18 protein-coding genes and 1 pseudogene are annotated in these 21,636 nt (G+C 36.7%); 18 read left to right on the forward strand and 1 reads right to left on the reverse strand.

The window, feature by feature from the left end; all coding sequences use genetic code 11:
* Nucleotide 1 precedes the first annotated feature (1 nt).
* The 10 genes and pseudogenes from JJN12_RS03685 (at nt 2) to JJN12_RS03730 (ending at nt 11,078) form a co-directional block, all read left to right on the forward strand.
* Nucleotides 2-1,477 (forward strand): ABC transporter ATP-binding protein, encoded by a 1,476-nt coding sequence (locus tag JJN12_RS03685; protein ID WP_208428415.1) that lies wholly within the window; start codon nt 2-4, stop codon nt 1,475-1,477.
* 32 nt (nt 1,478-1,509) lie between these two features.
* Nucleotides 1,510-2,856: an MATE family efflux transporter gene (locus JJN12_RS03690; protein ID WP_208428416.1), complete on the forward strand. Its 1,347-nt coding sequence runs from the start codon at nt 1,510-1,512 to the stop codon at nt 2,854-2,856.
* A 319-nt stretch (nt 2,857-3,175) separates the two neighbouring features.
* Nucleotides 3,176-3,589, forward strand: coding sequence for a sigma-70 family RNA polymerase sigma factor (locus tag JJN12_RS03695; protein WP_208428417.1), 414 nt, complete (start codon nt 3,176-3,178; stop codon nt 3,587-3,589).
* A 491-nt stretch (nt 3,590-4,080) separates the two neighbouring features.
* The gene (locus JJN12_RS03700) at nt 4,081-4,248 is read left to right on the forward strand and encodes a hypothetical protein (RefSeq protein WP_004804344.1); all 168 of its coding nucleotides are present in this window, start codon (nt 4,081-4,083) and stop codon (nt 4,246-4,248) included.
* Nucleotides 4,249-4,332: 84 nt separating this feature from the next.
* Entirely contained in the window at nt 4,333-6,021 is a 1,689-nt protein-coding gene (locus JJN12_RS03705; RefSeq protein WP_208428418.1) for a recombinase family protein, read from the forward strand.
* Nucleotides 6,022-6,607: 586 nt separating this feature from the next.
* Nucleotides 6,608-7,948 carry an ATP-binding protein gene (locus JJN12_RS03710; protein ID WP_208428419.1) on the forward strand — a complete coding sequence of 447 codons (1,341 nt, stop codon included), beginning with the start codon at nt 6,608-6,610 and terminating at the stop codon, nt 7,946-7,948.
* Nucleotides 7,949-8,000: 52 nt separating this feature from the next.
* The gene (locus JJN12_RS03715) at nt 8,001-8,555 is read left to right on the forward strand and encodes a DNA-3-methyladenine glycosylase I (protein WP_208428420.1); all 555 of its coding nucleotides are present in this window, start codon (nt 8,001-8,003) and stop codon (nt 8,553-8,555) included.
* Nucleotides 8,556-8,565: 10 nt separating this feature from the next.
* Nucleotides 8,566-9,330 (forward strand): class I SAM-dependent methyltransferase, encoded by a 765-nt coding sequence (locus tag JJN12_RS03720; protein WP_208428421.1) that lies wholly within the window; start codon nt 8,566-8,568, stop codon nt 9,328-9,330.
* A gap of 88 nt (nt 9,331-9,418) precedes the next feature.
* A pseudogene (locus tag JJN12_RS14615) lies at nt 9,419-10,543 on the forward strand (Fic family protein).
* A gap of 103 nt (nt 10,544-10,646) precedes the next feature.
* Nucleotides 10,647-11,078, forward strand: coding sequence for an SMI1/KNR4 family protein (locus tag JJN12_RS03730; RefSeq protein WP_208428422.1), 432 nt, complete (start codon nt 10,647-10,649; stop codon nt 11,076-11,078).
* Nucleotides 11,079-11,230: 152 nt separating this feature from the next.
* Here JJN12_RS03730 and JJN12_RS03735 read toward each other — a convergent pair whose 3' ends face one another.
* Nucleotides 11,231-12,478 (reverse strand): IS110 family RNA-guided transposase, encoded by a 1,248-nt coding sequence (locus JJN12_RS03735; protein WP_208428423.1) that lies wholly within the window; start codon nt 12,476-12,478, stop codon nt 11,231-11,233.
* Between the two features lie 317 nt (nt 12,479-12,795).
* Here JJN12_RS03735 and JJN12_RS03740 point away from each other — a divergent pair, with 317 nt between their 5' ends.
* From JJN12_RS03740 to JJN12_RS03775, 8 genes are all read left to right on the forward strand, one after another.
* Complete coding sequence (locus tag JJN12_RS03740; protein ID WP_208428424.1) at nt 12,796-13,230, forward strand: Imm12 family immunity protein; 435 nt, start codon at nt 12,796-12,798, stop codon at nt 13,228-13,230.
* Nucleotides 13,231-13,267: 37 nt separating this feature from the next.
* Nucleotides 13,268-13,678 (forward strand): hypothetical protein, encoded by a 411-nt coding sequence (locus JJN12_RS03745; protein ID WP_208428425.1) that lies wholly within the window; start codon nt 13,268-13,270, stop codon nt 13,676-13,678.
* Between the two features lie 72 nt (nt 13,679-13,750).
* Nucleotides 13,751-14,083 carry a thioredoxin family protein gene (locus JJN12_RS03750; RefSeq protein WP_208428426.1) on the forward strand — a complete coding sequence of 111 codons (333 nt, stop codon included), beginning with the start codon at nt 13,751-13,753 and terminating at the stop codon, nt 14,081-14,083.
* 214 nt (nt 14,084-14,297) lie between these two features.
* Nucleotides 14,298-15,122, forward strand: a complete 825-nt coding sequence (locus JJN12_RS03755) for a 4Fe-4S binding protein (protein ID WP_208428427.1) — start codon at nt 14,298-14,300, stop codon at nt 15,120-15,122.
* 102 nt (nt 15,123-15,224) lie between these two features.
* Nucleotides 15,225-16,466 (forward strand): tryptophan synthase subunit beta, encoded by a 1,242-nt coding sequence (gene trpB, locus JJN12_RS03760; protein ID WP_208428428.1) that lies wholly within the window; start codon nt 15,225-15,227, stop codon nt 16,464-16,466.
* A gap of 252 nt (nt 16,467-16,718) precedes the next feature.
* Nucleotides 16,719-18,524, forward strand: a complete 1,806-nt coding sequence (locus tag JJN12_RS03765; RefSeq protein ID WP_208428429.1) for an ABC transporter ATP-binding protein — start codon at nt 16,719-16,721, stop codon at nt 18,522-18,524.
* Between the two features lies 1 nt (nt 18,525).
* A complete protein-coding gene (locus tag JJN12_RS03770) occupies nt 18,526-20,259 on the forward strand; it encodes an ABC transporter ATP-binding protein (RefSeq protein ID WP_208428430.1) in 1,734 nt (577 codons plus the stop codon).
* 113 nt (nt 20,260-20,372) lie between these two features.
* Nucleotides 20,373-21,635 carry an AAA family ATPase gene (locus tag JJN12_RS03775; RefSeq protein WP_208428431.1) on the forward strand — a complete coding sequence of 421 codons (1,263 nt, stop codon included), beginning with the start codon at nt 20,373-20,375 and terminating at the stop codon, nt 21,633-21,635.
* Nucleotide 21,636 lies beyond the last annotated feature (1 nt).

Consider the following 21,636-nt stretch of genomic DNA (forward strand, 5'->3'; position numbering starts at 1 on the left):
AATGATCGAGTTTAAAAATGTGTCATTTACTTATGACAGTGTTGATAGAAATGCAGGAATTTATAATGTAAACTTAAAGATCGACGATGGAGAAGTGATTGTGTTTTGTGGTGAATCCGGTTGTGGAAAAACTACTATAAGTCGATTGATTAATGGACTTATTCCCGGATATTATACGGGAACATTGGAGGGAGAAGTTATAGTAAGGGATTATAAAATTTCACAAAATCCAATTGATGAATTGAGCAGATATGTAGGATCAGTATTTCAAAATCCAAGAACACAGTTTTTTAATGTAGATTCTACAAGTGAAATTGCACTTGCTTGTGAAAATTTTGAAGTTCCACGAGAAGAAATATGTACGAGAATTGGAAAGGTAACACAAGAATTAAACATAAGAAATTTACTTGATAGAAATTTGTTTTCAATGTCAGGCGGTGAAAAGCAAAAAATTGCTTGTGCTTCAGCGGCTGTTATGGAGCCTGAAATATATGTATTAGATGAACCGTCTTCTAATTTAGATATTGGAACGATAGAAATGTTAAAAGCTATTATAAACAAATGGAAAGAAAAAAAGGCAACTATAATTATTGCTGAACATAGATTACGGTATTTAATAGATATTGCAGATAAATTCATTTATATGAAAGATGGACAGATACACACTATATTCACGAATGAAGAATTTAAAAGATTATCTAATGATATTTTAAACAATATGGGGCTTAGAAGTATAAATCCTGTTAATTTTAAAGATCTTAAGAACTTTATTAAGGTTGACAGCAAAATAAATATTAAGAATTTTGAGTTTAGCTATAACAAGACTCCGTTTCTTAATATTAAAAACACCTTATTACCTCAGAATGCTATTATTGCTGTTTTAGGTTCTAACGGTTCAGGGAAGTCAACATTTTCAAAATGTTTATGTGGAGTTGAAGAAAAAGCAAAAGGAGTTTTAGAGATAGAAACGGATACTTACTCTACGAGAGAAAGACTAAGAAAGTGTTTTATGGTGATGCAAGATGTCAATCACCAACTATTTACGGAGTCAGTTAAAGAAGAAATTCTATTGAGTATTGAAGATAATGAGAATGAAGAACAAATGGTAAAAGAGATATGCAAAAAACTTAACTTGATGGAATTTTTGGATTGTCACCCAATGTCTTTATCAGGAGGTCAAAAACAGAGAGTGGCGATCGCAAGTGCTATTGCTTCTAATAGAGAGATTCTGGTTTTAGATGAACCTACAAGCGGTCTTGATTTTAAAAATATGAAAGAAGTTTCAAACGAAATGATAAGGCTCAAAGAGTCCGGCAAAACTATTTTCATTATTACCCACGATCCTGAATTAGTAGCTTGTTGTTGTGATTATTATATGTTTTTAGAGAATGGAAAAGTAAAGTGGCATGGTGTTATGAATGAAGAAAATTTAAAACTAATTGAAAAATTTTTTTATCAAAAAAGTGAATGCCTATAAAAATATAGATGTTGTACGAATAGGAGGAATATATGAAAGAAAACATGAAAGAACAACTGTTAACCAAAAGACCGATAGACTTACTCTTTCAGCTATCTATTCCAGCGGTAATCGGAATGATAGTCATCGGTTTATATCCTCTCATGGACGGGATTTTTGCGGGTAAAATTATAGGACAAACAGCAATGACCGCTTGTGGTGTCGCAATGCCTCTCACCTTTTTTAACAGCGGTATTTCAACCTTGCTTGGTGTAGGTTCTGCGTCTGTCCTATCAAGAGCAATTGGAAAAGGAGACCAGAAAACCGTAGATAAAATCATGGGTAATCTAATCTTTTGGGTGATTTTGTTTTCAGCGATCATCACAGTTGGAGGAATCCTTCTTGCACCACACTTTTTAGATATGGTAGGTGCGACAGGTGAAATCAAAGCCTATGGAATCAGATACCTTAGAGTAATTTTCATCGGTTCTCTATTTGTGAACTTTACACAGTCTGCCAACATGGTAATGCGTGGAGAAGGACTGATGAAAAAAGCCATGCTGATTATGGGATTTGGTGCTTTGCTTAATATCATCCTTGATCCGATACTAATGACCGTTATGGGTGAATATGCCATTGAAGGTGCTGCACTTGCAACGATCACAGCACAGTTTGTTCAAGCTGCTGTAACATTACATTATTTCTTGAAAAAGAGTAAGGTCGTTGAAATTCATAAGATACAATCTGATGCGGAAATTAAAAAAGAAATGTTTTCTGTCGGTTCATCCGCTATGATGATGCAGCTCCTATTTATGATACAGCAGACCATGCTTTATAAAATGGCATTTAAATATGGTGGAGATACGAACGGAATTTTGATGGCAGCATCGCTTCGTGTATATGCCTTTTCCTTTATTCCGCTTTGGGGAATGAGTCAGGGGCTGCAACCTGTGGTTGGTACAAACTTCGGAGCAAAACAGTTTGATAGAGTAAGACAAGGTATGAAGGTATTTTCTATTGGAGGACTTAGCCTTGCAGCAATCTTTTGGCTTCCATCTTTACTGTTTTCAAGTCAGATCCTTTCCTTGTTCGGCGTAGAGGCAGGCATTATTGCACAGGGAGTAGGAAACTTCAGATTGTTCTATTCTGTATTTATCTTGTATGGCGTGATGGTTATGACGATTACATTCTTCCAATCAATCGGAAATGGAAAGAAAGCCGGAACTATTGTTATGCTTAGACAGTTATTCTTATTTGTTCCTGCAATGATCTTTTTGCCAATGGTATTTGGAATAAAAGCAGTATGGTTCACACAACCACTGGTAGATTTCATTATGATTACTGTTGGAATACTTATGATGCTTAGTGAACTTAATAAAATGGGGAAAGACAAAGCATAAAGATAAGGACATTTGATATAAAAGCGAAAATAATCAAAAGAGGCTGAGGGTATGGATGCTATTTATCAATAATGAATGGAGGGAAAGGGAGATGAACAAGTGTAAAAGTTTCCTTGTAGAATTGAAATGGAATAAAAATACTCCTTTTTTCTATAATCCTTGTAGTTGTCTGTGCTTACGCATACTCTCTTAAACAATTAAATACATTTCAAAAAAGAACGAATTTCGTTCATTTTAGAGGACTTCTTATGCCTGGATGCAGAAGTCCTCCTTTTTTTGTCTGAAAAACAGTCAGTCAAAAGAAATGGAGGACTTCGAAATGAAAAAAGAATATTACCTTTATGTCAACGGACAAAAGGTTAAAGTCAGTGAGGAGATATACAAAGTCTACTGGCGGGAAAGAGAACATGAAAAGTATTTAGAGCAGGTGGACAGAAAAAACCACTTGCTCTTTTTTTCGTCTTTGGATCAGGATGGACATTTTGCAGAAACACTTGTTGATGAAAGCGTTGATGTCGAAAAGATTGTGGAAACACAGATGATGATTGAAGCGGTCAGAAACGCTATATCCAAGCTCAATGCAGAAGAAAGAGATATTATTGAACGCTTGTATTTCAATGATGAAACTTTATCAAGTGTTGCAAGAGATAAGGGAGTAACTTATCAGACTATACAATGGCGAAAGGATAGAATTTTAAGAAAGCTCAAAGAGATTTTAGAAAAATTATTGTAGAAAATACTCTGTATGTGAGGGCGGATTTTCCTTTATAAAGTGAAGGGAGATCTGTCCTCTTTAATTTTTTAGAAGATAGGAAATGAAATTCAAGATATTTAAAGGGAATTCTCTCTTATAGCCATTAGGCAGTTGTTCTTTGACAATTGAATAGACCAAGACGGGACTTTTAATTACTTAGTGAGCAAAAGATATTTACGCCATGACTTTCCTGCTGATTAAATTCGGTTTAAATGAATACTGTCAAAGACAAGGATATAAGGAAACGAGCGATAAATAAATTCTCTTAAAGCAAAGAACGGGATAACTATGTAAGCGTTGACCTAAGTAATGATAATGATACTTCTTTAGTGAAAGCCGGCTCATCTTAACAGGGGCGGTGGTGAGATTCCAATGTTGCTAATCCTAAGCACCCGTTAATGTCATAAAACTTAGTTAAACGAGAAAGCTATAGATTGATTATATAAGAGTTTGAAGAAAGGGGGATGTATGTGGATAATGACTGGAATGGACTGGCTGATTTGTTTGCAAATCTGATTACAAAGTATGCTGGTGTTTTAGATTTGGATAATCTGCCAGATCCAATGCCAGTAGATAATAACATTGAAAATGAAGATATTTTTGACATGGCAAAAACACAGATTGAGAAAAAGAAATAAAAGTGCTATAATATACTTGAGATATAAGTCCAAACTTTTTTTAGAAACTATAAAGATATAGAGAAATATATTGAGGTTAATGCTATGTCAAAAGAAAAAATAAAAGTATACCTCTACACAAGAGTATCTACATCAATACAGATAGATGGCTATTCTTTAGAGGCACAAAAATCAAGAATGAAGGCTTTCGCTCTTTATAATGATTATGAAATTGTTGGAGAATACGAAGATGCAGGAAAGTCTGGAAAATCTATTGAGGGAAGAATACAGTTTACTCGCATGATGGAAGATATAAAATCCGGAAAGGATGGAGTATCTTTTGTTCTTGTGTTTAAGCTGTCAAGATTTGCAAGAAATGCTGCTGATGTTTTATCAACTCTACAAACAATGCAAGATTTTGGAGTCAATTTGATTTGTGTTGAGGATGGGATTGATTCATCTAAAGATGCAGGTAAATTGATGATTTCAGTTTTATCAGCTGTGGCTGAAATTGAAAGGGAAAATATTCGTGTTCAAACGATGGAAGGGCGTATTCAAAAGGCAAGAGAAGGCAAATGGAATGGAGGGTTTGCTCCTTACGGTTATCAACTGATTGATGGGAAATTGATAATCAATGAGGAAGAAGCAGTTGCGATACGAACTATTTTTGATCAGTATGTAAATACAACCATTGGAGCTAATGGACTTTCTAAATACTTAGAAAATCATGGTATAAGAAAAATTCCAAGACAAAATGGGAAAAATCCATTGTTCGACGCAGGTCTTATAAGAAAGATATTAAAAAACCCTGTATATAACGGGAAAATAGCCTTTGGAAGAAGAACTTTAGAAAAAGTTCATGGAACAAGAAATGAATATAAGCAAGTTGAACAAGATGAATATTTAATAGCTGAAGGTATTCATGAAGCTATAATTTCTGATGAGCTATGGCAAGCAGCTCAAGTTAAGTTAAAATCTCAAGCAAAGAAATATGAGCATGTGAATAAAGGGAAAGATACACGCACACATCTGCTTTCAGGAATTGTAAAATGTCCAATATGTGGAGTGGGAATGTTTGGAAACAAGTGTATTAAGAAAAAGAAAGATGGTACAAAGTATAAAGATTTTTATTATTATGGCTGTAAACATAGGCATATGATAAGAGGTCATAAATGTACTTACAATAAACAAATCAGAGAAGAATTGTTAGATGATGCAGTTGCTGAGGTAATTATAAAGATAGTAAGCAATCCCAAATTTGCTTCTATGATGCAAGAAAAAATTAACATGAAGGTAGATACCTCTGAAATAGAAAAAGAGATAGATAATTACCAGAAAGAATTGAGGAAGAGCCATTCTACGAAATTTAAGCTAATTGAGGAAATAGATAATTTGGATGCTGATGATAAGCACTACAAACGAAGAAAACAGGACTTAGACGATAGACTTTATCGTATGTATGATAAGATTGAAGACTTAGAATCATTGTTAATTGATGCGAAAGCAAAGAAACAAACTATTGAAGCTGAGAAACTTACAGGAGATAACATATATAAGATTTTGATCTATTTTGATAAACTTTACAAGGTAATGAATGATGTAGAGCGTAGACAGTTAATTACAGCTTTGATTTCTGAAATTCAAATTTATGAAGAGAAGCAACCAAATGGACAATGGCTAAAATCCATTACTTTTAAGCTACCTATCATTGATGAGGATCTAAATATAAGTTTGGACAATGATGAGCAAGTTGAGTGTGTGATATTGATGTCAAAAGTTGCACCCAATAAGTAAATAAAGTGTAGAAAATAAGGGCTTATTCATAGGCTATTATAAGAAGGTGTAGGCATCCTAGAGTGAGCCTTGCGCTCTGCGATGGAAATAGACTAAATTGGAACATATCCCTGATTTATAGCTAATACTAGGAAACAGAAGATATCAAAAAATACGCTTTTCCGTACTACCTCAAGTATATGGATTCCCTTTAGAAAGAGAATATCGCTTTATCATATTATGAAGTCAATCAAGAGAAACTCTTTAAAAATGTGAAAGAGAAATAAAAGAAATACAACAATTTAATGCACATAATAATATTCATGTATGTTTAACTGATTTTACTAAACAAAGTGTTGAATTAAACCAATGGGATATTGATTTATATATACGAGAGGGTTAGGGGCATTGAAGCTTATGACGAAGAAAGACGAATTGCTCATGGCAAATCAGTTTAATGTATTTTATAAAGGCAGATGTTACAAAAGTAAGACTGTCAAATGGGGATTTGAGGAAAATTCATAAATATTAAAATGGGGATTTAAGGCATATTGCACTTTACATAAATGGGGATTTGGAGTAAAATCATTATAGTGAGGTGATGTATATGGAGACAACAGTTTTTAAAAGGAAAATATATAATGAAATTCTTGAATGGAAAAACAATCGCAGCGATAAGTATGCACTTTTGATAAGAGGATCTAGACGTGTCGGAAAATCAACGATTGTCGAGGAGTTCGCAAGTAAAGAATTCAAATCATATATATTGCTTGATTTTGCTCGTACCAGTAAAGATATCAATAGCTTATTCGAGAATATGTATAATCTGGATTTTTTCTTTCTCCAACTGCAACAGCTGACTGGTGTTAGACTGTATGAGCAGGAATCAGTAATCATATTTGATGAGGTACAGCTTCTGCCTAAGGCAAGGCAGGCTATTAAGTACCTTGTTGCGGACGGAAGATATAAATATATAGAGACGGGCTCACTTTTGTCTATAAGGAAAAATACGAAGGATATTCTCATACCAAGTGAGGAACATAAAATAGATATGTACCCCATGGATTTTGAAGAATTTCTATGGGCAATTAGAGATGAAGTAACTGCAGATACAATTCGAATTCTATTGGAAAATAAAAGGACGGCCGGTAATGCGATGCATAGGAGCCTGATGCGTATTTTTAGGCTGTATATGCTTGTTGGAGGTATGCCACAGGCAGTTGAAACGTATGTGGCAGATAATAATCTGCAGGCAGTTGATGAAGCTAAAAGAGAAATTATAGATTTATACGAGGAAGATTTCACAAAAATAGATGGGACAGGCCTTGCGGGAGATATCTATGATGCGATTCCAGCTAGCCTTAGTGGTAATGCATCAAGATATGTTTTGGCAAATGCTAGAACTGGCATCAAATCAGAACAAATGAAGGATCTTATCCCTGATATGTTGAGTTCATATACAGTGCTTATTGCATATCATGCTAATAATCCAAGTGTAGGAATGCCGCTTGAGAAGGATGCGGGGCGCTATAAGCTTTTTACATCTGATGTAGGATTGTTTGTAACTCTTGCTTTCAGAGATAAGAAGTACACTGAAAATATAATCTATAATAAACTGCTTTCTGATAAACTAGAGGCAAACCTGGGGTATGTATACGAGAATGCAGTCGCACAGATGCTAACTGCTAAAGGAAATAAACTTTTTTATTATACAATGGGGAGTGAAACTTCAAATCATTTGCATGAAATCGACTTTCTAATATCAACAGGCGATAAAATATGTCCGGTGGAAGTTAAATCAGGAAACTATAGAAATCATAAATCGCTGGACAATTTTTGTAGAAAATTCAGTAGCCGTATAAGAGATAAATACGTCGTTCATACGAAGGATTATAAGTGGGAAAATGGCATTAATTATATCCCTGTGTATATGGTGCCGTTTTTATAGAAGCGGAAAGCGAGACAAATTATAAAATTGAGTATATGAGAAAGGAAACACAATGAGCAGTCAGTGTCGAATTTGGACGAAAGATGATCCAATACTTGAAGAATACCATGACCACGAGTGGTGCAAGATCAGTCATGATGATGATTTTGAATTTGAGATGCTATGCCTTGAAGGGGCAAGTGTCGGACTTTCTTGGGCAGCGGTAATGCGTAAGCGGGAGAATTACCGCAGAGCATTTCACAATTTCAAAATTAATGCCTGTGCAGTTATGACAGATGAAGAACTTACGGCTTTAATGCTAGATACAGGCCTTATACGAAACCGCAACAAGATCTTCAGTGTCCGCAAGAATGCATTGGCAGTACAGAAGATACAGAATGAGTTCGGCTCTTTTGATTCATATCTTTGGGGCTTTACAGGCGGACTGCAAATAGACAGGTATTGGAAAGAACTCTCAGAAATACCTGTAGAGTCTGATGTTTCTACTCGACTGAGCAAAGACATGAAGAAACGTGGCATCAGTTTTGTAGGCCCGGTCATCACGTATTCTTTTCTGCAGTCTATCGGGATTGTAAATGACCACTTAGCCGATTGTAAATATCGATAGGAGACCAGCTGTGAACAACTATATAAAATTAAATGAAGACAGATGGAATAATGTAAAAAATGACTATACTGAGCCATTGACACATGAAGAATTAGAAGAAGTTAGAAATAATCCAATTTCTGTTGCATTAACTGTTGGGAAAAAAGTTCCCAAAGAATGGTTTGAAAAAGCAAACGGGAAAAAGATATTAGGTTTAGCCTGTGGTGGTGGACAGCAAGGACCGGTTTTTGCTATAAAAGGTTATGATGTAACCATAATGGATTTTTCTAAATCACAATTACAAAGAGATGATATGGTTGCTAAAAGAGAAGGCTTAAGAATCAATACAGTTCAAAGCGATATGACAAAACCATTTCCATTTGAAAATGAAACTTTTGACATTATTTTTAATCCGGTTTCAAATGTGTATGTAGAAGATTTAGAAAACGTATATAAAGAAGCCTCTCGAGTATTGAAAAAGGGTGGATTGTTAATGGTCGGATTTATGAATCCTTGGATATACATGTATGATGCTGACATCGTATGGGACAAACCCGATGAGGAATTACTATTAAAGTATTCGCTGCCTTTTAATTCAAAAGAGCTTGAAGAGGAAGGCAAGATAACCATAAATCCGGAATATGGATATGAATTTAGCCATACCTTAGAAACCCAGATTAGAGGACAACTTAAAAATGGTCTGGCTATGATAGATTTTTATGAATCGTGTGATAAGAGAAACAGATTATCACATTATGGAAATGACTATATAGCTACACTTTGCATTAAACTATAATGTTAATGTTATTTTAGCAAAATACTTTGATAGGATTAAGGCGGCTTTGAGAGATGGCATAGAAAAAAGAAAAGCGAGGTGATGATTGGTGAATGAAGATCCTTTTAAGGAATATATTAAGGAGTCAGAGCCGAATAAGCGGGACAAAGGCTATGCATGGCATACGGCTATTGGTCTGCAGGCAGTTGACGGACTTAAAACATCAGAATACTTGGTGCATACTGCCGTTCGGAATATCGAAGGCGAGATTTCCTTTGAGGAAGCGAATGCCCTCTTGCAGAGCTATTATGAAGAGAATCCCGTCAGCGATACAGACAATCGCACCGAGGAAGCTGACAAGGTTTCGGCAAGAATCGCAGCACTTCTTTCAGAGAAGGCGTTCAGTTTTACACCGAATGAGTACATTTCCATCCACCGGAAGCTCTTCACTGGGATTTATTCCCATGCATGATGTATCAGGGATTATAACATCACGAAAAAAGAATGGGTGCTTGACGGTGCTACAGTGCTTTACGGCAGTGCAACAGAGTTGAAAGCAACACTGGATTACGATTTTTTCGAAGAAAAAAAGTTCTCTTACAAGAATCTTTCGATGGATGAAATCATACATCATATTGCGGTGTTCATATCCAGACTGTGGCAAATTCATGTCTTTGGTGAAGGCAACACCAGAACGACTGCGGTGTTCTTTATCAAGTACCTACGCACTCTCGGTTTTGACGTAACAAATGACATATTCGCTGAGAATGCGTGGTATTTCCGCAATGCGCTTGTCAGGGCAAACTATAATGACTTAAAAAACGGTATACATGAAACTACGGAGTTTTTGGAGCTGTTCTTGAGAAACCTTCTTCTGAATGAGAATCATCCGCTTCATAACAGGAGGTTACATATCAGTGGCACTTTTAAGGGATCAGAAAAACCGTACATTGGAACTGCAAAACCGTACATTGGAACTGCAAAACCGGACATTGAGGCTGTGAAAATGGACATTGAGAAAAAATTCCAGTCGAAAACCTTGAGCCATATTCTGAAACTTCGTGAGGCATTTACTAATCAGGATATCTTTGGACGTTCAGATGTGATGAGAGTAATTGCTATAAAATCTTCAAGGGCATCTGAACTGCTGGCGGAGTTGGTTGAGAAGAATATTATCGAACCAGTATACGGACACGGAAAAGGGAAGTACAGATTCAAGGTGAATAAGGGCTGAGGCAAATGGAGTGAAACCGCAGGGAATAGGGAAAGAATAGTGAAACTACTGAAGAAAATGCAGGAAAAACAGAAATAGGTCAACAAGTTACGAGGGGGAGCATATGAGTAATGTTGTTTTAGCAAAATACTTTGATAGGATTAAGGCTGCTTACGAAGTAAGTGCATTTACAGAAGGGATCTGTCCTGAAACAGAAGATAGAATAATACAGTTTGAAGCAAAATATGCATCTATTCCGACAGAATACCGCTGGCTGCTACTTAACTTAGGTGGCTGCTATTTGGCAGAACCTTGGATTTTCGGCTTGAAAGAGCTAGAGGAGAACTATGAGGCATACGAGGAGTATATGAGTGAATGTGAACACGGCCCTGCGTTTCCTTTCGGAGGGTTAGGCGATGGAAGTATCGTATTTATAGACTTGGAAAGCGGTAAAGTGCGTGGATATAACAATGACTATGCTGACCTTGAGGAAATTGCAGAGAGTTTTTCATCACTTATTTTAGAGCTGGTAGAACAGGTAGAAAGCTTTTCCTGATACAATATAAACAGGCAGTTTTTACACTATACAGCTAAAATTTGAGGGAAAAGATTGAAAATGAAAAGTAGAGGGTATCCATTCCCTTAATCGCATGACAAACAAGCCATCTTTCGGTGGCTGCTTTAAAAATTGAATATTAAAAGTTAAGGCTATGCAGTTGCTGACTTGATTTTATAACCTTGATTTCTTGCGATGATAATTGCCTGTTCTACCGTGATTTCCCGGTCAACAGGAGGCAAATCGGATTTCCGATAAAGTTCCGCATTATAGGTTTCACCATTCTTCAGCATATGATATAATGCAGTCAGAAGCATTCTTGCAATGGCAATGATTGCTTTCTTGTGACCGCGACGCTTTTTGAGACGGAGATAGCGGTTGCGAATTTCCGGATGCTTTTTGCTGGTAACAACAGCATTTGCACACTGGACCAGTAAAGGTTTGATATAGCATCCGGCCTTGGAAACCCGGACAGATTTTTTCTTCCCTGCACTTTCATTGTTGGTCGGAGTAAGACCGGCCCATGAGCATAAGTGTTTCGCCGAAGGAAAAGCCTCCATGTTGGTACCGATTTCGGAAATGATTCCGATGGTAGTAAAGTCGCTACGGATACCGGGAGCGGTTTGGAGAATGGCAAGTTCCTGCTGATAGGGAGCGGCGAGCGCAAGAATGAGTTCTTCAAGCTCTGCTTTCCGGGATTCCAAGCTTTCATAATGAGCTTTGATTACCTTAAGTTTGCCGGCTTGTTCCAGAGTGATATAACCGTCAATAGCGTCACGGAGTTCAGGAAGTTTCTTTTTCAAACTTTTGTAAACAAGGGGTTCAAGGTCAAAAGAGGTATCTGCGGGATTTTCCAAAAGTTTATCCAGTATCGCCTGAGCAGATTTGCCGAAGGTGTCCGAAACAACGTTTCCCAACTGGATATTGGAAACCGTGAGACAGTTCTGCAAACGATTCTTTTCGCTTGATTGAAAGCAGGTCAGTTTGAAACGGTAACGCATAAGGTCACGGAGCTGACGGATGTCAGCGGGCGGCATAAAGCTACCGGCAACAAGATCATGCTTGAACAGGTCAGCAATCCATTTGGCATCTTTCTTGTCAGTTTTCTTTCCACGGATAGCCTTAACATATTTGGGATGAGCAAGGACAATCGAACAGTCATTTTCTAAGATATTATAAACAGGAATCCAATATTTACCGGTGGATTCCATACAGACATCCTTGCAATTCCGTTTGAGTAGCCATTGTAACAAAGTTTTCAGACCGCTCGTGTAGGTAGAAAACCGGTGGCTCTCATAAGAAGTGACACCTTTATCGTTCGTAGAAGCGATACAGGCAACTACAAAAGTTTTGTGGACATCAATACCACAACAGATTTTGTACACGATTTTTAAAGCCATAGGGACTCCTTTCAGAATCAGAAGATTCATTAGAGATTATAGGGAGAGACGGCATTGACTGAACGCCTAAGCCATAAACGAGATTGTTTATACAAAGATAAGATTACGTGTTCAACGACACACTTATTTGTGCTTGAAAAGGCGTACTACACATATAAATATGAGGTCATCCGGCAAGCCGGACAGCCCACTCACCTCCCCGCGATTTGTAGTATACCGAGTTCCCTACAAGAAGAATTATAAATAAAAAATAGGCTCAAGGAAACATTTTCATAACGTTTTGTGCCTTGAGCAAAGCGAAAGGAATGGAAATAAATATGAAAGTCAATATGAATGTTATTGTTGGCGGAACGGATGATGAGTTAAATAGTATATTATCTGCTGCAAGAACAATAAGAAAAGAAATGAAATCTTTATTTGAAAGCTTTGAGATAGAGGCATTGCAGAAGATGGATATTTGCGTTTGCCTTAGTGGAAATATATCAAAATATTATTCAGAGTCTGGAATTTATCAGGCAAGTTATTATCTTAAAACTAAGAAATTTATTGTATATGTTCATTTTTGTTCTAATGAGTGGAATTCTGGTAAGAAAGAAAATGTAAGTAAGTTTCTTAAAATGTATAATGACTATCTTTTGGAGCTTTCGGATATCATTAAGAAGAAAATGGCAAAGCATAAGTTGGATTTTGATAGTAAATGCTATGAAGATATAATTAGAAGAGTGTTTGAAAATGTGGAAGAATATGCTTGATAATTAAATCATAAATTTGTAAAGGAGAAGTGCTTTAATGAGTGAAAATATCGTTACTGACTTAAAACAAAGCTTGATTCAACTAATTGAACATTTACGCAATGAAAACATCATTAAAAATGTTAGCGTAGAGGATTTGAAATGTCAGACTTTTAACAGCCTTGTGATTTTATTAAGAGATACACTAGGGGAAGAATATCCTAATACAAAGCTAAAACCAATTATGAAAAGTGTTCATTATGCGAACAATTTTAGTGATTTATCTCTGAAGGAAAGTGCTTTTGTACTTGACGAGATTGAGCAGTATCTCTGTGTCAATAAATTTCTCAATCACGATAAATCAGTTAAATATTTTAATAAGAGAATTACAGCCAAGGGATTTGAAATAAATCAGGAAAATTTGTTTTTGGTTATGATAGAAAGTTTGTTATATTGCAAAGCAATTTGAGAAATAGGTTAAACAAAACGGAGTGTATTAAGTGCATGGAATGTGTTATGAATTGGGCGAAGAAGGATATTTATGCAGGAAATGAAAATAATTCAAACATCACAAGAGTATATAACTTTCAAAGAACAAGAGAAATTTAGTCTATTTCTATTTGGTTCAGAAAAGTGCATCCCTTGCAAAGCTTTAAAGGAGAAAATTAGAGCTTGGAATGAGTCTCATCCACAGGTATTTTGTGGCTATGTGCCGTTGGAGGAGAATATTTCGCTTGCAGCACAGGAAAATATCTTGGGAGCACCCGCAGTACTCGCTTTTGTTGGAGGAAAGGAGGCAATACGAAAGGCAGGATATTTTAGCTTGGAAGAAGTGTTTTCCTCTATGGACCGATACATATCCTGTAGTGCTTGAGCATCTGAGAAAATAGAATGTAGAAAATGCCTATTCGTTGCATAACTTGGGCTTGTTTGTGATACTATCGGTGTGGTTGTAAAGAGAGGCCGAACTGATGAAGGATGTTGTAAAGACATTGCATGATAATGATGGAATCCTCACAATGAGCATATATGACTTCTTACTAAATGAGAATAGCCTGGAACTATAAAAAGGAAAAGAGGTAGTGTTTATGCAAATAAAAAAATATCTATTGCCTATTATTATGCTTTCGATATTTGAAACAGTGGCAGTAGTGCTGTGGCTGACGAAAGATAACCTCTTTTATCTGTTTAACTTTAGCTACATAGGACTGTCCATATCGCTAGGTATTTTTTTGTTTATCAGAAAATACAAGCATGCTAGGCGTATAGTCCAGTTGTTGGTAGGTCTTTATATGCTTGTTTATCTTGGACTTATTTGTAACGAGAATATGCAGATAGAGGGATTCTGGTACTACCTGTTTACAGGCGTATTTGAGGCAGCAACTATTCACTATGCGGTAGCAAAGATATTTGGGCCGCTGCTTTTTGGAAGAGGATGGTGCGGATATGCCTGTTGGACGGCTATGGTTCTGGATTTTCTTCCTTACAAGATACCTAAAAACCCAAGAAAGAACATTGGGTGGATTAGGTACATAACCTTTGCAGCATCTTTTATTTTTGTGGCAGCGTTGTTTCTTGCTAAGGTCGGAAACATAGAACGCATCATGTTCTGGGCCTTTATCATTGGGAACATTGTATACTATGCAGTAGGGATAGCACTGGCATTTGCCTTTAAGGACAACAGGGCATTTTGTAAGTATATTTGCCCAATCACAGTGTTCCTTAAACCGATGACTTACTTCTCTTTGATGCGTATAACCTGTAATAAAGAAAAGTGCATCAATTGCGGAAAATGTAAAAGGGTATGTCCAATGAATGTGGACGTTACGGACAATTCGAGAAATAGGTTAAACGGAACGGAGTGTATTAAGTGCATGGAATGTGTTATGAATTGCCCGAAGGGGGCACTTTAAACTCATTAAAATAATCCCTTGACAATAAAATGCCGTAATGATAACATTAATTATTTTTACGAGATAAGACGTTTAATTTTATTATGAAAGGAATTAGTAATTATGAAAACTTATCGTGATTTTGATAACTACCTAAAGAACTTTCCTGATGAAAAGGGATATTTCGGGGAATACGGAGGAATGATATTACCTCCTGAACTAGTTCCTGCTTTTAAGGACATTACCGAGGCGTATGCGGAGATTTGCAATAATGCACGTTTTATTAATGAATTAAGACGTATCAGAAAAGAATTTCAAGGCAGACCTACCCCTGTTTATCACTGTGAACGCTTATCTTCATTGCTAGGAAAATGTCAGATATATCTTAAAAGAGAAGACCTTAACCATACCGGCGCACATAAGATAAATCACTGTATGGGTGAAGGTTTGCTCGCCAAATTCTTAGGCAAGAAAAAGCTCATAGCTGAAACAGGTGCAGGACAGCATGGAGTTGCACTTGCAACTGCTGCGGCATACTTTGGTCTTGAATGTGATATTTACATGGGAGAAGTTGATATAGCAAAGCAGCATCCTAATGTAATAAGGATGAAAATGCTTGGAGCCAATGTAATCCCTGCAACCCACGGACTTAAGACGCTTAAAGAGGCTGTGGATGCTGCATTTGAAGCATATCTTAAAGAATATAAGGATGCAATATACTGCATAGGCTCTGCTGTAGGACCTCATCCATTTCCTATGATTGTTCGTGATTTTCAGTCAATTGTAGGCATCGAAGCGAAGGATCAGTTTAAGGAAATGACAGGCAATCTACCTGATGTTGTTTGTGCATCAGTTGGAGGAGGCTCCAATGCCATAGGAATGTTTGAAGCGTTTCTTCCTGAACCTGTTGATATTGTTGGTGTAGAACCACTAGGAAGAGGAAGTGGCGTAGGAGACCATGCTGCAAGTATGACCTTTGGTAAAAAGGGAATTCTTCACGGCTTTGAAAGCCTGCTCTTACAGGATGAAAATGGGGAGCCACTGCCTGTATACTCTATAGCAAGCGGACTTGATTATCCGTCTGTAGGTCCTGAACACGCATATTTGAAAGATTGTGGAAGAGTAAAGTACGAAGCCGTAACTGATGATGAGGCTATGCAGGCATTTTTCTTGCTCTCACGTTATGAAGGTATCATTCCTGCAATAGAGAGCTCACATGCTTTGGCGTATGCAATTAAGCATGCTAAAAATCAGAACTCAGGTACAATACTTGTCAATCTTTCAGGTCGAGGAGATAAGGATATCGACTATGTATATGAGAAATACGGTACAGGTGAGCAGTTCTTAAAAGAGTTTAAAAAATAAAAAATAATTTTTCACACAATAAGCTAAGGAATTTTATTCTGCATAGTAGGGGTGCAAAACACCTCTACTATTTTTTTTAAAATCATGGTATTGATTACTGTATGAACAATTTCCGAAACAACCTTGAAGATTAAGAAAAGATATGGTATTATGTTAGTATTAACTAACTACATTTTAAATCAGTCGTTCGCTAATTTAGTCTGTTCTAAGAACTTAGGAAACAAATCTTAATGTACAAAGGAGATTATGAAGATGAAAACTGAAGAAGGTACTAGAAGAGAATCGGCATCATTCTTTAAGGAACTAGGGGGATTTATGCGCCCGTATAGAGGTGGATATTCTTCGTCTGTAATTATCAGCGTACTCTCAGTATTACTTAATGTAGGCACCTATATCTTTGCAGGAAAGATAGTTGTAGAATTATTTTCTTCCCATTCGGATTGGAGTAAGATTGTAAGCTTTGGAGTTTTCTTAGCTTTATGCAAAATTGGTAGTGGGCTTGCAATGAATTTGTCCACCTGGTTGTCTCATAAGGCAGCATTCAAAACTTTAAGAGATATTAGAATAGCTTTTGCCAAGAAGATGCTCAGACTTCCGCTTGGATACTTTGAAGTAAATGGTAGTGGAAGGCTTAAGACCATATTGGTTGATAACATTGAAGGAATGGAAAAGACACTTGCTCATATGTTACCTGAGATGACGGGTAACCTTATAGGGCCGTTATTCCTTATTGTATGGATGTTCTTTATAGACTGGAGAGTAGCTCTTGCTATGACTATATGGATATTACTTGGATTTTCTGTCACCATGGGTATGATGAGGGGTTATGAAGAGAAGTTTAGGGGCCAGCTAAAAGCCTCAAAAAGTATGAACCAGGCTATAGTTGAATTTGTAAGTGGTATTGAAGTAATCAAGAACTTTGGTAGAACTAAGGAAAGCTATCTAAAGTATGTAGAGGCTATTAAAGGACATGCAGACTATAATGTTGGGTGGATGAGAGAAACTCAGGTGTATTCCTCCTTGGGTATGGCAATTGCACCATTTTCAATATTCCCTGTTCTTATATCAGGACTGATATTTTGGAGTGACGGCAGTCTAAAGACATCCTTGTTTTTCCTCTTGATAATACTGTCTTTTGGAATATTTTCACCCCTTATGATAGCTTTAACCTATATTGACCAGGTTGCTCAAATGGGCACTTACGCTAAGGAAATCAGGAATGTATTAAATTATCCCGAACTTAGAAGAGGAGATAAAACAGACTTTAACAATAACGATATAGAGTTTAAAGGAGTAAGTTTTTCCTATGATAAATTCTCTAATGATGGTTTGGGAAAGGCTTTAGCTAATATAAACAAAAAGGCAGCCGATAATGTTTCTTTTAAGATAAAAGAAGGAAGTATGACGGCTTTAGTGGGGCCTTCAGGAAGTGGTAAATCCACAGTCGGCAAGCTTCTTGCAGGATATTGGGATGTGGATTATGGAAGTATAACCATAGGGGGCTGTGACATAAGGGAGTATTCACAAGAGGCGCTAAACGAAAGAATTGCTTTTGTAGACCAGGACACCTTCCTGTTTGATAAAACAATTAGAGATAATATTCGCCTTGGGAATAATGATGCTACCGATGAGGAGATAGAGGAGGCTGCAAAGAAAGCAGGTTGCCACGAGTTCATTTTGTCACTGCCTAATGGCTATGAGACTATGGCTGGCTCTGGTGGAGGCAGCCTTTCAGGTGGTGAAAGGCAAAGAATTACAATTGCAAGAGCTATGATGAAAAATGCTCCTATTATGATACTTGATGAAGCCACATCAAGTTCTGATCCTGAAAATGAAGCGTCCATTCAGAAATCTTTGTCTGCAGCGGCAAGAGGTAAGACTCTGATTGTTATAGCGCATAGACTGACGACTATTAAGAATGCAAATCAAATAGCATATATAGAGGACGGACGCATTAAACAGATGGGCACACATGAAGAACTGATGAGATCTTGTTCTGATTACAGGATGATGTGGGAGCTATCAGAGGGGGATAAAACTCCTGCTTGGGAGGACTAATATGATAAATACAGTTAAAAAACTCTGGGAATTTAGTAAATATCAGCATAAAACTTTTATCATCACACTGATTATGTCGCTTGTACATGCATTTATTGGAGTTACACAGCTTATTGCAATAATGCTGGTTATAGATGTAATAATAAATGGTACACCTACAGCCACTGCAATAAGGAATATTATTATACTTACCATAGTGTGTGCACTAGGAAGCTTTATAACATCATTTTTTGAACAGTCCGGCAGTGTGGCTGTCGGCTTTTACATGACAGCCGATAAGCGAATTGGACTGGGGAACTTCTTAAAGATACTTCCGCTTGGATTTTTCAGTGACAATTCATCGGGGAAAATTGTAGCTACACTTACTACTACTCTTAGTGGTATTGAAACCGGTGCGGCAATGGCAATGATTACTACGGTGTCGGGTATTTTCAGTGCATTAGCCATGTTTATAACCGTTTGTTTTTATGAGTTAAAGGTTGGTGTTATCACAGGAGTTGGCATGGTTATCTATCTTCTTACTGTGGATTTTCAGATGAGACTATCAAGGAAGAATGCACCATTTTTACAAAAAGCACAGAGCGCTTTAGCGGCGGCAACTCTTACCTTCGTTCAGGGTATTAAAGTCACAAAAACATTTAGCGTTAAGGAAGGAAATGTTCAGTTAAATGAGGCTATTAAGGACAGCGAGGAAGCTAATATAAGTCTAACCAATAAATCTATGCCATCGCAGTTCTTAAGCAGACTTGTAATAGCAATATTTGAAATGTTGATTATTGTCTCTACACTTTGGATGTATAAGGAAGGAAGCCTTGCCCTTTTTAAGACAATAATTCTCATTATATTTAGTTTTATGGCATATGTTTCTCTAAATCAGGCAGGATCAATTTTATCTATGATGGGGCTGTTAGATAGTGGGCTTAAGGAGGTTGGAGAGGTTGAAGCCACACAGACAATGAGACAGAGCGATAATCCTAAACCTATGGGAAATAATGACATAGAGCTTAATGAGGTGACATTTTCTTATGGAGATAATGAGGTATTGCATAAGGTGTCTGCAACAATCAAAGAAAATTCCCTTACTGCAATTATTGGACCATCAGGTTCCGGAAAGACTACCTTATGTGAGCTAATTCCGAGATTTCACGATATAAACAGAGGAAGTATCAAAATTGGAGGAGTAGATATAAGAGATGTGAACTATGATGAACTAATGAAACGAATCAGCATGGTATTTCAAAGAGTATATTTATTCGAGGACAGCATATATAATAATATAGCATTCGGTAAACCGGGGGCAGGGATTGAGGAAGTCCGCAGGGCTGCAAGGGCTGCAAATATCGATGAATTTATCGAGGCACTTCCTGATGGATATAATACAGTGCTTGATGAAGGAGGCAGCAGCCTCTCAGGAGGTGAAAAGCAGAGGATATCAATAGCTCGTGCAATTCTAAAAGACGCTCCAATCATCATAATGGATGAAGCAACAGCAGCACTGGATGCTGAGAATGAACACGAAATCATCGCTGCTATAGAAGCCCTTACTAAAAATAAGACAGTAATTATGATAGCGCATCGTATTAAATCTATTAAAAATGCAGATCATATCATTGCGATTAAAGATGGCAGGGTAGTACAGGATGGAAGTCCCAAAGAACTTGCAGGAAAAGAAGGCTTATATAGGGATTTCCTGCGATCAAGAGAGGAAATATCGGGGTGGACAATTAATAACTAAGCTTGGGCTAAAGGGTCTATATACAGTCAAATGAGAAATTATCACATTTAAGGGTTGATTTTTGGTAAAAACAGTATATAATAATAAGCAGGAAAGGATGTGAGGTAATTAATATGTTGATTCAGTTTAATTTTAAAAATTATAAATCATTTAAAGAAGAAGCCGCTTTGGATTTATCTGCAACAAAGATGACAGAGTTTTCTGAGAGAGTAGTTACCATAGGAAACGAAAAGATATTGCCTGTTGCTGCTATTTACGGAGCAAATGCAAGTGGAAAGTCTAATATTTACAACGCCTTTGGGTATATGTCAAACTATGTTTCTGAATCCTTTAAATATGGTGATGAAGATGAAAAGTTTGAAGAGTTTAGCCCAACGCCTTTTTTATTTGACTCAAAATCCATTAATGATGAATCAAGTTTCGAGGTTTATTTTACCTTGCCTGATGATAAGACAGAAAAGGTTTTTAACTATGGATTTTGTATAAATAAAGAGGGCGTGACAGAGGAATGGCTTAATTCAAAGGCAAAAACCGCTAGAAAATACAGTGTTGTATTTTATCGTGGAAAGACTGCTGACGAGCTAGATTTATCAGGAATATCTAAAAGTAGCAGAGAGAATATCAATGTTGCTTTAGAAAAGCAGGTTCTCATTATTTCATTAGGTGCAAAATTAAAAATTGGCAAGTGTAAAGTAATTAGAGATTGGTTTTTAGCAAATGAATTTGCTGATTTTGGAAATCCATTTACCAATTTCTTTTTGTCAAGAAGGCTGCCTAAGGGATTTGTGGAAGACAAAAGTGTACAGCAAAAGATAATTGAGTATTTTTCTTCGTTCGATGAACATATTAAAGACTTTCGAATTGAAAAAGTACCTCTAGAGGGAGAGACTAAAGAAGAGGCTTACAAAATAATTGCACTTCATAAGATGAATGACTCAGATGAAATGGCTGAAATTCCCCTAGGAGGGGAATCGGCAGGAACGCTAAAAATGTTTGCCTTATATCCTGAGCTTCAAGAAGTTTTGGAAAGAGGAAGCGTTTTCTTCATAGATGAGTTAAATGCACGTTTACATCCATTGCTTGTTAGGAATTTTTTGCTTATATTTTTGAATCCTGAAATTAACGTTAATCACGCACAAATTATATTTACTACGCATGATACCTGGCAATTATCTAACCAGCTATTGAGACGTGATGAAATCTGGTTTGTTGAAAAGGATGAAAAAGGTGTCTCTGCCCTGTATTCATTAGCAGATTTTGTGGATGAAGATGGAGCTCGTATCCGAAAGGACGAAAGCTATGAGAAAAATTATCTGATAGGGAAGTATGGCGCGATTCCTACCTTAAAGAGTATAGATATTTTAAAGGAGGAATAGC

Origin of the sequence: Catonella massiliensis (assembly GCF_016651435.1) — a bacterium.
Classification (GTDB): domain Bacteria; phylum Bacillota; class Clostridia; order Lachnospirales; family Lachnospiraceae; genus Catonella; species Catonella massiliensis.

Bases quoted from the DNA above. Each gene is read 5' to 3' on its own strand.
- JJN12_RS03775 (WP_208428431.1), top strand. From the start codon at position 20,373: ATGTTGATTCAGTTTAATTTTAAAAATTATAAATCATTTAAAGAAGAA.
- JJN12_RS03710 (WP_208428419.1), top strand. From the start codon at position 6,608: ATGGAGACAACAGTTTTTAAAAGGAAAATATATAATGAAATTCTTGAA.
- JJN12_RS03770 (WP_208428430.1), top strand. From the start codon at position 18,526: ATGATAAATACAGTTAAAAAACTCTGGGAATTTAGTAAATATCAGCAT.
- JJN12_RS03740 (WP_208428424.1), top strand. From the start codon at position 12,796: ATGAAAGTCAATATGAATGTTATTGTTGGCGGAACGGATGATGAGTTA.
- JJN12_RS03715 (WP_208428420.1), top strand. From the start codon at position 8,001: ATGAGCAGTCAGTGTCGAATTTGGACGAAAGATGATCCAATACTTGAA.
- trpB (WP_208428428.1), top strand. From the start codon at position 15,225: ATGAAAACTTATCGTGATTTTGATAACTACCTAAAGAACTTTCCTGAT.
- JJN12_RS03745 (WP_208428425.1), top strand. From the start codon at position 13,268: ATGAGTGAAAATATCGTTACTGACTTAAAACAAAGCTTGATTCAACTA.
- JJN12_RS03765 (WP_208428429.1), top strand. From the start codon at position 16,719: ATGAAAACTGAAGAAGGTACTAGAAGAGAATCGGCATCATTCTTTAAG.
- JJN12_RS03730 (WP_208428422.1), top strand. From the start codon at position 10,647: ATGAGTAATGTTGTTTTAGCAAAATACTTTGATAGGATTAAGGCTGCT.
- JJN12_RS03750 (WP_208428426.1), top strand. From the start codon at position 13,751: ATGCAGGAAATGAAAATAATTCAAACATCACAAGAGTATATAACTTTC.
- JJN12_RS03685 (WP_208428415.1), top strand. From the start codon at position 2: ATGATCGAGTTTAAAAATGTGTCATTTACTTATGACAGTGTTGATAGA.
- JJN12_RS03690 (WP_208428416.1), top strand. From the start codon at position 1,510: ATGAAAGAAAACATGAAAGAACAACTGTTAACCAAAAGACCGATAGAC.
- JJN12_RS03735 (WP_208428423.1), bottom strand. From the start codon at position 12,478: ATGGCTTTAAAAATCGTGTACAAAATCTGTTGTGGTATTGATGTCCAC.
- JJN12_RS03705 (WP_208428418.1), top strand. From the start codon at position 4,333: ATGTCAAAAGAAAAAATAAAAGTATACCTCTACACAAGAGTATCTACA.
- JJN12_RS03695 (WP_208428417.1), top strand. From the start codon at position 3,176: ATGAAAAAAGAATATTACCTTTATGTCAACGGACAAAAGGTTAAAGTC.
- JJN12_RS03755 (WP_208428427.1), top strand. From the start codon at position 14,298: ATGCAAATAAAAAAATATCTATTGCCTATTATTATGCTTTCGATATTT.